Source organism: Micromonospora vulcania (assembly GCF_042658605.1).
Taxonomy (GTDB): Bacteria; Actinomycetota; Actinomycetes; order Mycobacteriales; family Micromonosporaceae; genus Micromonospora; species Micromonospora vulcania.
The window spans coordinates 208877-221460 of sequence record NZ_JBHSQS010000005.1 but is presented as its reverse complement, the minus strand read 5'-3'; the positions used below and the strand labels follow the sequence as shown (position 1 = coordinate 221460).

12 protein-coding genes are annotated in these 12584 nt (G+C 72.4%); 8 read left to right on the top strand and 4 right to left on the bottom strand.

The window, feature by feature from the left end; translation table 11 throughout:
- Positions 1 to 5: 5 nt before the first annotated feature.
- On the bottom strand, positions 6 to 1106 hold the full coding sequence (locus tag ACFQGL_RS10190) for a hypothetical protein (RefSeq protein ID WP_377508936.1): 1101 nt from the start codon (positions 1104 to 1106) through the stop codon (positions 6 to 8).
- Between the two features lie 158 nt (positions 1107 to 1264).
- On the opposite strand from ACFQGL_RS10190, the gene metG reads away from it, so the two are divergent.
- Positions 1265 to 3067 carry a methionine--tRNA ligase gene (metG, locus tag ACFQGL_RS10185; RefSeq protein ID WP_377508933.1) on the top strand — a complete coding sequence of 601 codons (1803 nt, stop codon included), beginning with the start codon at positions 1265 to 1267 and terminating at the stop codon, positions 3065 to 3067.
- Between the two features lie 57 nt (positions 3068 to 3124).
- Here metG and ACFQGL_RS10180 read toward each other — a convergent pair whose 3' ends face one another.
- Entirely contained in the window at positions 3125 to 4372 is a 1248-nt protein-coding gene (locus ACFQGL_RS10180) for a hypothetical protein (RefSeq protein WP_377508930.1), read from the bottom strand.
- Positions 4373 to 4526: 154 nt separating this feature from the next.
- Here ACFQGL_RS10180 and ACFQGL_RS10175 point away from each other — a divergent pair, with 154 nt between their 5' ends.
- The 7 genes from ACFQGL_RS10175 (at position 4527) to ACFQGL_RS10145 (ending at position 10636) form a co-directional block, all read left to right on the top strand.
- The gene (locus ACFQGL_RS10175) at positions 4527 to 5426 is read left to right on the top strand and encodes a TatD family hydrolase (protein WP_377509566.1); all 900 of its coding nucleotides are present in this window, start codon (positions 4527 to 4529) and stop codon (positions 5424 to 5426) included.
- Positions 5427 to 5472: 46 nt separating this feature from the next.
- Positions 5473 to 6342: a 16S rRNA (adenine(1518)-N(6)/adenine(1519)-N(6))-dimethyltransferase RsmA gene (gene rsmA / locus ACFQGL_RS10170; protein ID WP_377508927.1), complete on the top strand. Its 870-nt coding sequence runs from the start codon at positions 5473 to 5475 to the stop codon at positions 6340 to 6342.
- Positions 6343 to 6351: 9 nt separating this feature from the next.
- Positions 6352 to 6528: a Uma2 family endonuclease gene (locus tag ACFQGL_RS10165; RefSeq protein ID WP_377508924.1), complete on the top strand. Its 177-nt coding sequence runs from the start codon at positions 6352 to 6354 to the stop codon at positions 6526 to 6528.
- Complete coding sequence (locus ACFQGL_RS10160; protein WP_377508921.1) at positions 6525 to 7475, top strand: 4-(cytidine 5'-diphospho)-2-C-methyl-D-erythritol kinase; 951 nt, start codon at positions 6525 to 6527, stop codon at positions 7473 to 7475. The genes ACFQGL_RS10165 and ACFQGL_RS10160 overlap by 4 nt, the downstream gene beginning before the upstream one ends.
- 125 nt (positions 7476 to 7600) lie before the next feature.
- On the top strand, positions 7601 to 9406 hold the full coding sequence (locus ACFQGL_RS10155; protein ID WP_377508918.1) for an ABC-F family ATP-binding cassette domain-containing protein: 1806 nt from the start codon (positions 7601 to 7603) through the stop codon (positions 9404 to 9406).
- 86 nt (positions 9407 to 9492) lie between these two features.
- Positions 9493 to 9948 (top strand): DUF4383 domain-containing protein, encoded by a 456-nt coding sequence (locus ACFQGL_RS10150; RefSeq protein WP_377508915.1) that lies wholly within the window; start codon positions 9493 to 9495, stop codon positions 9946 to 9948.
- 211 nt (positions 9949 to 10159) lie between these two features.
- On the top strand, positions 10160 to 10636 hold the full coding sequence (locus ACFQGL_RS10145) for a DUF4383 domain-containing protein (RefSeq protein WP_377508912.1): 477 nt from the start codon (positions 10160 to 10162) through the stop codon (positions 10634 to 10636).
- Between the two features lie 5 nt (positions 10637 to 10641).
- On the opposite strand, the gene ACFQGL_RS10140 is transcribed toward ACFQGL_RS10145, so the two are convergent.
- Positions 10642 to 11328 carry a TetR family transcriptional regulator gene (locus tag ACFQGL_RS10140; protein ID WP_377509563.1) on the bottom strand — a complete coding sequence of 229 codons (687 nt, stop codon included), beginning with the start codon at positions 11326 to 11328 and terminating at the stop codon, positions 10642 to 10644.
- Positions 11329 to 11554: 226 nt separating this feature from the next.
- Entirely contained in the window at positions 11555 to 12520 is a 966-nt protein-coding gene (locus ACFQGL_RS10135) for an acyl-CoA desaturase (protein ID WP_377508909.1), read from the bottom strand.
- Positions 12521 to 12584 lie beyond the last annotated feature (64 nt).

The window sequence follows — 12584 nt, the reverse complement described above, 5'->3', positions numbered from 1 at the left end:
CGTCGTCACCAGGCGGCGGCCAGGAAGCCGAGGGTGATCAGCGCCGGGCCGGCGAGTGCGACGAACACCGCCCAGCGACGGTTCCGCCGCCCGGCCAGTCGGGTCGACCCGGTCCACCGGACGATGCCGGCCGCGCAACCGAGCACCACCAGCAGGCTGGGCAACCAGCGCAGGTGTCGGCTGGCACCGGTGTCGGCGTACGCGGTGCCGCCGTTCGGGCCGGTCATCCGCGCCGGCAACACCGTCCCGGGGGCGTCCTGCCCGGCCGGCACCCCGCTGACGCGCACCCCGTACGCCAGGAACCGCCCGTCGTTCGCGCTGAAGATCCCCCGGCAGCGCTGGGTGAGCCCGCCCCCGGTGCAGTCGTCGATCACCACGGTGCCGCCCCGGGAGTGTCCGACGGCGAGCCAGAACGGACCGGCGCTGACCCAGGCGAAGAAGGCCGCGACCAGGCTCAGCAGCACCAGCGCGGCGAGCCCGGGCAGCGGGTCCGGTGGTGGGGCCCGGCGGGTCGACGAGCGGCGTCCCGCCGGGCCGGAGCCGCGGGTCCGCGGCGGTGCGACGTCCTTGCGGACCGGGGTGCCGTCCCAGTGCACCTGCTCGATCGGTGCCCAGAAGAAGTCGTCGTCATCCGGGGGCGCACCACCGTCCGGCGGTCGGGCGCCCCGGTGCCAGCGGTTCTGCTGTCGGACCGGCACCCGGCGCGGCACCGCGTCCACCGGCGCCCCGGTGGTCGGCTCCACCTCGACGACCGCCCCGTCGTGCTCCCCACCCTTTGGCGCGGGCGTGACCGTCGGGCGCGGCCGGGCCGGCGTGGGTGCGGGCAGCGGCGAGGTGGGCCGGGCGGAGTTGGGTGCCGGTACGACCGGAGTGGGCTGGGTCGGAGCGACGGCACGGCCGGCCGTGCCGTCCCGCCTCGGCACGGCCGCCCGCCCGGTCGGCGTGGGCCGCTGAGCTCCCGGCCGGTCCGCTCCGGAGCCGCTGGCCGGTCTCGGGGCGCTGGCCGGCCGTGGGACGGGATCGTTCGGGGCAGAGGTCGGGTCGTCGCCGGCCGCCGGCCCGGTGGGACGGTCGTCGCGGTCCCAGGGCGCTCGTCTGCCAGTCACGAGGTTCATTGCACACCGGCTCGGGAGGCGGATCGGGCAGCTCGGGGGCGTGTCGGCGACAAATCGGACCATCGGTCGGGCCGGTTGGGCCGGTCCGTCGGCCCGGCACCCCCTATTGGTTCGCGGGCCCCCCAGCTCGGTCACTAGGCTTGCTGCTCATGAGTCACGTTCTCGCGGCAGTGGCCTGGCCGTACGCCAACGGCCCACGCCACATCGGCCACGTCTCCGGTTTCGGCGTACCCTCCGACGTCTTCGCCCGGTACATGCGGATGGCCGGCCACGACGTGCTCATGGTCTCCGGCACCGATGAGCACGGCACCCCGATCCAGGTGCAGGCCGACGCCGACGGAGTCACCCCGCGCGAGCTGGCCGACCGGTACAACAGGGTGATCGTCGAGGACCTGCACGGCCTGGGGCTCACCTACGACCTGTTCACCCGCACCACCACCCGCAACCACTACGCGGTGGTGCAGGAGCTGTTCGAGGGGATGTACCGCAACGGCTACATCGTGCCCAAGACCACGATGGGCGCGATCTCCCCGTCCACCGGGCGCACGCTGCCCGACCGCTACATCGAGGGCACCTGCCCGATCTGCGGGTACGACAGCGCCCGTGGCGACCAGTGCGACAACTGCGGCAACCAGCTCGATCCGATCGACCTGATCGACCCGAAGTCGCGGATCAACGGGGAGACCCCGAAGTTCGTCGAGACCGAGCACTTCTTCCTGGACCTGCCGGCCCTGGCCGAGGTGCTGCGGCAGTGGCTGGACACCCGGGAGGGGTGGCGGCCCAACGTGCTGCGGTTCTCCCGCAACCTGCTGGACGACCTCCAGCCCCGGGCGATCACCCGCGACCTGGAGTGGGGCGTACCGATCCCGCTCGACGGCTGGCGGGACCGGCCGGACAAGCGGATCTACGTCTGGTTCGACGCGGTGATCGGCTACCTGTCCGCCTCGATCGAGTGGGCCCGCCGTTCCGGCGACCCCGAGGCGTGGCGCAAGTGGTGGTCCACCGACGGCGAGGGCAAGGACGCCCGGTCCTACTACTTCATGGGCAAGGACAACATCGTCTTCCACTCGGTGATCTGGCCGGCGCTGCTCTCCGGATATTCCGGTGAGGGCTCCCGCGACGGCGAGCCGGGCGACCTGGGCCGGCTCAACCTGCCCACCGAGGTGGTCTCGAGTGAATACCTGACGATGGAGGGGCGCAAGTTCTCCTCGTCCCGCCGGGTGGTCATCTACGTCCGCGACTTCCTGGAGCGCTACGACGCCGACGCGCTGCGCTACTTCATCGCCGCGGCCGGTCCGGAGAGCAACGACACCGACTTCACCTGGGCCGAGTTCCTGCGCCGCAACAACGACGAGCTGGTCGCCGGGTGGGGCAACCTGGTCAACCGGTCCATCTCGTTGACGGCGAAGAACTTCGGCGCGATCCCGCCGGTCGACCCGGCCGGGCTCACCGAGGCCGACGAGGCGCTGCTCGCGGTGGCCCGGGCCGGCTTCACGACGGTGGGTGACCTGATCGGCCGGCACCGGCAGAAGCAGGCGATCGGCGAGGCCATGAAGGTGGTCGCCGAGGCCAACAAATACCTGTCCGAGCAGGCGCCGTGGAAGCTCAAGGACGAGGCGGACAAGCCCCGGATGGGCACCATCCTGCACGTCGCCCTCCAGGTGGTCAGCGACGCCAACACGCTGCTCACCCCGTTCCTGCCGCACTCCGCCCAGCAGGTGCACGAGCTGCTCGGCGGCACCGGCGTACACGCGCCGATGCCGGTCATCGAGCAGGTCGAGGACCTGGACGGCGGGCCGGCGTACCCGGTGTTGACCGGGGACTACACGGTCGGGGCGCGCTGGGAGTCGGTGCCGGTGCAGTCGGGTCGGCCGTTGGCCGCGCCGAAGCCGGTGTTCCGCAAGCTCGACCCGTCGATCGTCGACGAGGAGCTGGCCCGGCTGGCCGGCTGAGCACGGCACCGTCCTACGACTGAGCGCGGCCCCGGGGGACCACCCCGGGGCCGCGCCTCACATCGCGTATCGGGTGTCCATCACCTGGTCGTCGGTCACCTCGGCGCCCGGCGCCCACGCCTCGTAGACGCCGCGATCATGGCACTGGGCTCCGGTGGTGGTCACCGAGTCCGGGTTCGGGAAACGCAGCCGCAGCCGCAGCCAGCCGGCCTCCTCGCGCAGTACGAGGCAGGGCACGCCCCGCCACAGCGCGAACCGGAGTCGGCGGGCCACCGCATCCACCGGGTAACGGGCCGCCCTGGTCATCGCCAGCACCCGGAACCCGCCGGGCAGGTCGGCCACCGCCTCGTACTCGGTGTCGCCGTGCATGCCGACCAGCTGCGTGGAGCGCGGCGCGTCGCCGGTCGGCACGTACTCCTGGTCCGGGGAGAGACCCGGCACGGCGGCCAACAGATGCCGCCACTGCGGGCCCACCATCCGCAGCCACCCGCGTTGCTCGGCCTGGAAGGTGTAGAGCACCACCTCCACCCCCTCCGCCGGATAGGCGAGCAGGGTGGCGTTCGCCGGCATCGGCAGGTCGGCGAAGTCCCGGGTGATGAACTCCGGAATGAGCTGGCCGTTGCTCGGCACGAAACCGGTGCCCAGCACCGCCGGACCCAGACTCTCGCGCGGGGACAGCGCGGACAGGCCACGGTGCGCCTCACCCACCGGTACGTCGTAGTCGCCCGGATCGGCGGCGCGCCAACGCAGCGCGTACGCCACGTCCGAGCCGTCCCGGCCGACGTCCCCGTCGGTGCGCAGCACCATCGTCGCGGCCGGCGTACGCAGGTGTGCCACGTCGTGCTCGCGGTAGCAGAAGCCGTGCGGCAGCCACCCCCGGACGTACCCGGCGAGCTGCCGGGCCGACAGCACCTTCACCATCCGGGTGCCCCGCCGGAGCACGGCTGACGCGCGTACCGCGGTCAGCATCGGATCACCGGCGGCGGAGGGTTGCTGGCTGAGGTGGTGCAGCCGCGCCCAACCCTGCTCGCGGTGCGCCGGCATCATCAGCGGCGCCTCCGGCTCCTCGGCCGGTTCCACCGCCCCGTGCACGGCCAGCACCTCGGTGACGTGCACGAAGCGGCGCCACGGCAGGGCGCTGCCCGGTCGGGGCGCCCACTCGAAGCCGGGCACCTCGTCGGCGCTGAACAACTCGTACGCGGCGCCCCGGGCGATCTCCTCGGCGGGGTACACACCGCCGCCGAACGCCACGCGCAGACCGGTACGTTCGCTGGCGGCGCCGCTGGCCTGGGGGGTGATGCTCACGCCGTCATCTCCCTTTCACTGCGCGGTATGCGGCCGTGACGCTGACGCGTCGGCTCGGTGGCGCACTGCGCTCGCTCACGCGGCGACGGTAGAGTCACGCGGCGGAGTTGAGGTGAACGTCGGGTGGCGGGCGGATGGACAGCCTCGGTGTGTGATGCTGTCGCTGATGACCGAGCCCACTGAAACCCGCCGCGAGCGTGCCGCCCGGCGGGCCGGAGAGTTCCCGCCCGCCCCCGAGCCGCTGCCCCGGCCGGTGTTGGACAGCCACACCCACCTGGACATCACGGTCAGCGAGGCCGGTGTGCCCGGCGGTGGACCGGCCGACGACCCGGTCGCCGCGGCGATCGCACTGGCCACCGGTGTCGGCGTGGACCGGCTGGTGCAGGTGGGCGTCGACGTCGCCTCCTCACGTTGGGGCGCGGACACCGCCGACCAATATCCCGCCGTGCTGGCCACGGTGGCGTTGCACCCGAACGAGGCGCCGCGGCTGGCCGACCTCGACGAGGCACTGCGGGAGATCGAGACGCTCGCGGCCCGCGACCGGGTACGGGGGATCGGCGAGACCGGGATGGACTTCTTCCGTACCGGCGACGAGGGACGTGCCGCGCAGGAGGCGAGCTTCCGAGCGCACATCGCGATCGCCAAGCGGTACGGCCGGGCGCTGGTCATCCACGACCGGGACGCACACGCCGACGTGCTGCGCATCCTCGACGACGAGGGCGCCCCGGACACCGTGGTGCTGCACTGCTTCTCCGGCGACGCCGACTTCGCCCGCGAGTGCGTCCGCCGTGGCTACCTGCTCAGCTTCGCCGGCACCGTCACCTTCGCCAGCGCCACCGCGCTGCGTGCGGCAGCCGCGCTCACCCCGGTGGACCAGATCCTGGTGGAGACCGACGCCCCCTACCTCACGCCAACGCCGCACCGGGGACGGCCGAACGCCTCGTACCTGATCCCGCTCACCGTCCGCTCGCTCGCCGCGACCACCGGCACTGACCTGGACGAGCTGTGCGCGGCCATCTCGGCCAACGGCGACCGGGTCTTCGGCCCATGGTGAGCCCGTCCCGCCGGCCGGTCCACACCCCGCCGATACGCTCCCACGCATGAGTGGTCTCCTCGGCCCGGCGGAGATCCGGGAACTGGCCGCCCGGCTGGGCGTCGCGCCCACCAAGAAGCTGGGCCAGAACTTCGTGCACGATCCGAACACCGTGCGCCGGATCGTCACCGCCGCCGGCCTGACCCCGGACGACGTGGCCCTGGAGGTCGGCCCCGGGCTGGGCTCACTCACCCTGGGACTGCTGCCGGTCGCCGGGCATGTGCACGCCGTCGAGATCGACCCGGTGCTCGCCGGCGCGCTGCCGGAGACCGCCGCCCGGCACGCCGGGGCAGACGCCGGCCGGCTCACCGTGCACCGCGCCGACGCGCTGCGCATCGACGCCGCCGAGCTGGCCGACCCGCCGCCGACCGCGCTGGTGGCGAACCTGCCCTACAACGTGGCCGTGCCGGTGGTGCTGCACCTGCTCGCCGAGCTGCCCAGCCTGCGACACGGCCTCGTCATGGTGCAGAAGGAGGTCGCCGACCGGCTGGTCGCCGGTCCCGGCTCCAAGGTGTACGGCATCCCGTCGGTCAAACTCGCCTGGTACGCCCAGGCCCGGGGCGCCGGACGGGTGCCGCCCAACGTGTTCTGGCCGGTGCCCAACGTCGACTCCGGCCTGGTCGCCTTCACCTGCCGGGAACCACCCCGTGCCGACGTACCCCGGGAACGGGTCTTCGCCGTGGTGGACGCGGCGTTCGCGCAGCGTCGCAAGACCCTGCGCGCCGCGTTGGCCGGCTGGGCCGGCGGCGCGGACCGGGCCGCCGCCGCGCTCACCGCGGCCGGCGTCGACCCCGGCGCCCGGGGGGAGTCGCTCACCGTCGAGCAGTTCGCCGCCATCGCCGCGTCGGCTCCGGTCGGTACGTCGGCCGCGAAGTAGGCTGACGCCGTGCCCGCCGAGGAGGTCGGCATACCGCCGCACCGGCGGATCGAGCAGAATCCGTTGCACGTGTACGCGTACGACCTGGTCGACGGCCGGTACGAGCTGGCCGCCGACTCCGCCGAGGAGCTGATCGTGGCAAAGCCGTTCGACATCCGCCTGCGCGTGCGGGACATCACCCCGTGACCGAGGCCTGGCGTCCGGACGACGAGGACGAGCGGCGCGGTGCGATCGGGCCGGTGAAGGTCCGGGTGCCCGCGAAGGTCAACCTGCACCTCGGGGTGGGCCCGCTGCGCCGCGACGGCTATCACGAGCTGAACACCGTCTACCACGCCATCTCCATCTACGACGAGCTGACCGCCCGTCGGGGTGACACCCTCGCCCTGACCATGGAGGGCGAGGGCACCGGCGAGCTGGCGCTGGACGACACCAACCTGGTGATCCGGGCTGCGCACGCCCTCGCCGGGTACGCCGGGGTGTTGCCGCACGCCCGGCTGCACCTGCGCAAGCAGATCCCGCTCGCCGGCGGGCTGGCCGGTGGCAGCGCCGACGCGGCCGCCGCCCTGGTGGCCTGCGACGCGCTCTGGGGCACCGGGCTGTCCCGCGACGAGCTGGCCGGGATCGCCGCCGACCTCGGTTCGGACGTGCCGTTCCTGATCTACGGAGGCACCGCGCTGGGCACCGGCCGGGGTGAGGCCGTCAGCCCGGTACTGGCCCGCCCCACGTCCTGGCACTGGGTCGTGGCCGTCGCCGACGGTGGTCTGTCCACCCCGGCCGCCTATCGCGAACTGGACCGGCTCCGCGACGCCGGCACCGCCGGCACACCGCTGGGCAGCACCGACGCGCTGCTGGGCGCGCTGCGCCAGCGCGACCCCCGGGTGCTCGCCGACACGCTCGGCAACGACCTCCAGGACGCCGCGCTGGCCATGCGCCCGGCCTTGGCCGACACCCTCAAGGCCGGCGAGGCGGCCGGCGCGCTCGCCGGCATCGTCTCCGGCTCCGGTCCGACCTGCGTCTTCCTCGCCGCCGATGCCGCCGATGCCGAGCGGATCGCCGGCGAGCTGACCGTGGCGGGCGTGTGCCGGGAGGCGCGGGTCGCGCACGGGCCGGTGGCCGGCGCCCGCGTGGGCTGACTCCGCACACCCCGCGCCGCTCGCCGGGCGCGCGGCGCGGGCGGCCGGGGCGTCCGCGTACCCTTGGGTCAGGCGTCCCCAGGTGCCCGCCGGCACCGGGACGCCTTGATCATGAAGGGTGGAACGTGGCCAACATCGTCAATCTGGACCGGGTGTCCAAGGGGTACGGCGCAGCCGGGCCGCTGCTCACGGACGTCTCGCTCGGGCTGGACGACGCCGACCGGATCGGCGTGGTCGGCCTCAACGGCGCCGGCAAGTCCACCCTGCTGCGACTGCTCACCAAGCAGGAGGAGCCCGACGACGGCCGGGTCACCCACCGCCGTGACCTGCGGGTGCTCTGGCTGCCGCAGCAGCTCACGCTCGCACCCGACGCCACCGTCCGGGACGTGGTGCTCGGCACCGCGTGGCTCGGCCAGAGCATGGGCGCCGAGCACGAGTGGGCCGGCGACGCCGGGGTGCGCGCCATCCTCGACGGCCTCGGTATGCCGCACCTCGGCCTCGACCAGCCGGTCGGCCCGATGTCCGGTGGTGAACGACGTCGGGTGGCGCTCGCCGCGCTGCTCGTCCGCGACTCCGACCTGCTCATCCTCGACGAGCCCACCAACCACCTCGACGTCGGCGGCGTCGACTGGCTGGCCCGGCACCTGGTCGGTCGCAAGGGCGCACTGGTCGTGGTCACCCACGATCGGTGGTTCCTGGACGCGGTCTGCACCACCACCTGGGAGGTCGCCGACCAGACCGTCCGCGCCTACGAGGGCGGCTTCGCCGCCTGGACCCTGGCCCGCGTCGAGCGCGAGCGGGTCGCCGCCGCGACCGAGGCCCGCCGGCAGAACCTGCTCCGCAAGGAGATCGCCTGGCTGCGTCGCGGCCCGCCGGCCCGCACCTCCAAGCCCCGCTTCCGCATCGACGCCGCGAACGCGCTGATCGCCGACGTGCCGCCGGCCCGCGACACCATGTCGCTGCAGCGGATGGCCACCGCCCGGCTCGGCAAGCAGGTGTACGACCTGGAGAACGTCGAGCTGCACGCCGGCCCCAAGGAGATCCTGCGCGACGTCACCTGGCTGGTCGGCCCCGGCGACCGGATCGCCATCCTGGGTGCCAACGGCGCCGGCAAGACCACGCTGCTGCGGATGCTCGCCGGCATCACCCGCCCCGACGGTGGTCGCTTCGGCACCGGCTCCACCGTGCGGCCGGCGTTCCTCTCCCAGGAGCTGGCCGAACTTCCCGGGCACCTGCGGGTGCTCGAAGCGGTCGAGGAGGTCGCCCGCCGGGTTCAGCTCGGCGACCGGGAGGTCTCCGCCGCCCAGCTCGCCGAGGTCTTCGGCTTCGACGACCGCCGGCTCTGGACCCCGGTCAGCGACCTCTCCGGCGGGGAACGCCGGCGGCTGCAGATGCTGCGCCTGCTCGCCGGCGAGCCCAACGTGCTGCTCTTCGACGAGCCCACCAACGACCTGGACACCGATACCCTGGCCGCGCTGGAGGACCTGCTCGACTCCTGGCCCGGCACGATCATCGTGGCCAGCCACGACCGCTACCTGATCGAACGGGTCACCGACTCGGCGTACGGGATGTTCGGCGACGGTCGCCTGGTGCACCTGCCCGGGGGCGTCGACGAGTACCTCGCCCGGACCGCCGAGCGGGCCGGCGTCACCCGCGCCGGGGCCAGCCCGGCCGCCGCGCCCACCGGCTCCGCCGGGAGCGGCATGTCCGCCGCCGAGGTCCGTCAGGCCCGCAAGGAGCTGGCCCGACTGGAACGCCAGCTCGGCAAGCTCGACCAGCGCGAGGTTGCGCTGCTCGACCAGCTCGCGGCAGACGCCACCGACTACGCCCGGGTCGCCGAGTTGGACACCCAGCTCAAGGATCTGCGCGCCGAGCGGGAGCGGACCGAGGAGACCTGGATGACCCTCGCCGAGGACCTGCCCGAGAACTGACCGGCCGGGGCCGTGTGCGGCGTCACACGGCCGCATGCGGGACAATCGTCCGCGACACCTCACCCCACGGCGTTGGAGACCCAGACATGTCCCACACCCCCGTCAACCACCCCGCGCGGCCGATCTACCGGGCTATCGGCGGGCTGACCGGTCTGTACCTGGTGGTCTTCGGTGTGCTCGGCATCATCGCGAGCACCGGCAACGAGATCCTCGCCCAGGACGACACCAAGATCCTCGGCCAGGGCACCAATCTCGGCTTCTCGCTGCTCAGCGTGCTGGTCGGCGCCATCGTGCTGGTCGGCACCGCGCTCGGTCGCAACATCGACGTCGTGATCAACCAGTGGCTGGCGTACGCCCTGATGGTGGTCAGCCTGGCCGGTCTGGCGTTCATCCGGACCGACGCCAACATCTTCAACTTCAGCATCATCACCGTGATGGTGGTGATGACGGCCGCCCTGGTGCTGCTGATGGCCGGCATGTACGGCAAGGTCGGCACGGACGAGGAGTCGGAGGCGTGGCAGAAGGCGCGCCTGGTGCTCTGATCCATCCTCGGGCTGGTGGGTTTTCGCCGGAGCCTGAGCTGCTCCGGGGCGTTCACGCTTGATCCCCGCGCAGCTCGGGCTCCGGCGAAAACCTGACTCGGTCCCGCCTTTGGCGGACCCTTTCGGCATTGGTGGTTCTCCGGACAGTCGGCTCTGCCCTGGGTGACAATCCTCCTGGAAGGGTCTTGCTCAGGTGGAGGGGGTCAGGGGTATGCCGCACTTTCCGGTGAACCATCCGGCACGGCCGCTCTACCGGGTCCTGTCCGGCCTGATCGGCGTCTACATCCTGGTCTTCGGAGTCTGGGGCGTCGCCGAGACGATCGGCGACCCGCTCTTCGACCGTGGCAGCCACTGGGCTCTCGGGCTGCGTACCAACCTGGCCTTCTCGCTCGCCTCGGTGGTCTTCGGCGTCGTGCTGATCATCGGGGCGTCCCGGCGCAGCAACCTCGGCCACTACATGAACCTCACCGCCGGTGTGGTCTTCATGGTGACCAGCATCCTGATGATGTCCGTGCTGCAGACCGAGGCGAACTTCCTCAACTTCTCGATGTCGACCGTGATCGTGTCGATGCTGTTCGGTCTGATCCTGTTGGGCACCGGCCTGTACGACAAGGTCGGCCCCCAGGAACACGCCGAGGCCGAGCTGCGCAACCGCAAACACCCGGTGGCCGACGTACACATGCGCTGACCGGGTCAGCGGCGCCGGGCCGTGATCAGGGTCGGCTTCGCCTCCAGGTGGGACAGCCCGTTCCAGGCCAGGTTGACCAGGTGCGCCGCCACCACCTCCTTGCGCGGCTTACGCACCTCCAGCCACCAGCGGCCGGTCAGCGCCACCATTCCCACCAGCGCCTGCGAATACAGCTCGGCCAGCTTCGGGTCGTACCCCCGGCTCTTGAACTCGGCGCCCAGGATGTGCTCGACCTGGTGCGCCACGTCGTTCATCACGCTGCTGAAGTTGCCGGTCGCGGACATCAGCGGCGACTCGCGGACCAGCACGCGGAACCCGCTGGTCTCCTCCTCGATGTAGCCCAGCAGTGCCATCGCCGCCTGCTCCAGCAGCTCCCGTGGATGCCCGGCGGTCAACGCCGTGGTGATCCGGTCCAGCAGTGCGCGGACCTCCCGGTCCACCACCACCGCGTAGAGCCCTTCCTTGCCGCCGAAGTGCTCGTAGACCACCGGCTTGGAAACCTTGGCGCGGGCCGCCACCTCCTCGATGGAGGTGGCGTCGAAACCGCGCTCGGCGAAGATCTGCCGGCCGATGGCGATCAACTGCTCCCGCCGCTGGGCGGCCGACATGCGTACCCGGGAGGCCGGCTTGGGCTTGGGTGCCGGCACGGGAGTTGCGCGCCGACTGGCGGCACCGTCGTTGACCTCGGCCATGTCGCCGCCTCGCTGGCGCTCGGTGACGCCCTGCCGTGGGATGGTGCCTCCGCTGTGCCCGTTCACGTCGTCGCCTCACTGGCGGGCGGTCCGATCGCCCAGCCGCGCCGTCCGACCGTACCCGGATCGGGCCCGGCTCCCCGTCTGCCGAGCCGTCCGCTGGTCGTCCCGCTTCGCTCGGTCACCCGGCCATCCTGCCAGGCAGCCCCGCGCCGCACCGCCCGGTTTACCGGGGTGCGACCGGCTTCACCAGCTTGGCCGCGAGGCGCTCCGGCTTCGGCCAGCGCACCTGCGACGCCGCGCCGAACTTCTCGAAAAGCCAGATCACCCGGGCGGAGATGTCCACCTGGCCGCGCAGCACGCCGTGACGGGCGCTGGTCGGATCGGCGTGGTGCAGGTTGTGCCAGCTCTCGCCGAACGACAGGATCGCCAGCGGCCAGAAGTTCGACGCCCGGTCGCCCTGGCGCATCGCGAAGGGACGCTCACCGTAGACGTGGCAGACCGAGTTGATCGCCCAGGTGACGTGGTGCAGCAGGCCGATCCGGACCAGCCCGGCCCAGAAGAACGCGGTCAGCGCGCCCTGCCAGGACCAGGTCAGCAGGCCACCCATCAGTGCCGGGCCGAGCAGCGAGATGGCGACCAGCACCGGGAACAAGCGGTCCACCCGGTTGATGTCGCGGTCGGCGAGCAGATCCGGGGCGAAACGCTCCCGGTTGGACAGCTCCCGACGGAACAGCCAGCCCACGTGGGCGTGGAACAGGCCTCGGGTCAGCGCCCAGAGGCTGGTGCCGAAGCGCCACGGCGAGTGCGGGTCGCCCTCCAGGTCGGAGAAGGCGTGGTGCCGCCGGTGGTCGGCCACCCACTGGATGATCTCGCCCTGTACCGCCAGAGATCCGGCGACCGCCAGCGTCACCCGCAGCCACCGCTTGGCCTTGAACGAGCCGTGCGTGAAGTAGCGGTGGAAGCCGACCGTGATGCCCAGCCCGGAGACCACGTACCAGACCGCGCCGATGGCGACGTCGGTCCAGCCCAGCCAGCCGCCCCAGGCCACCGGCACGGCGACCAGCAGGGCCACGAAGGGGATCACCACGAAAGCCCACAGGGCGACCAGGATCCCGGGGGACTGGCTGCCGTCGGTGAGCGGTTTCGGGCCGGGGCCGGCGGTGTTGGGTTCCAGCACAGCGGTCGACATGGCACCTCGCAGAGGGGACGGGAACGATCACAAAGCTACGCCTACGTCACCGTAACTTACGGCA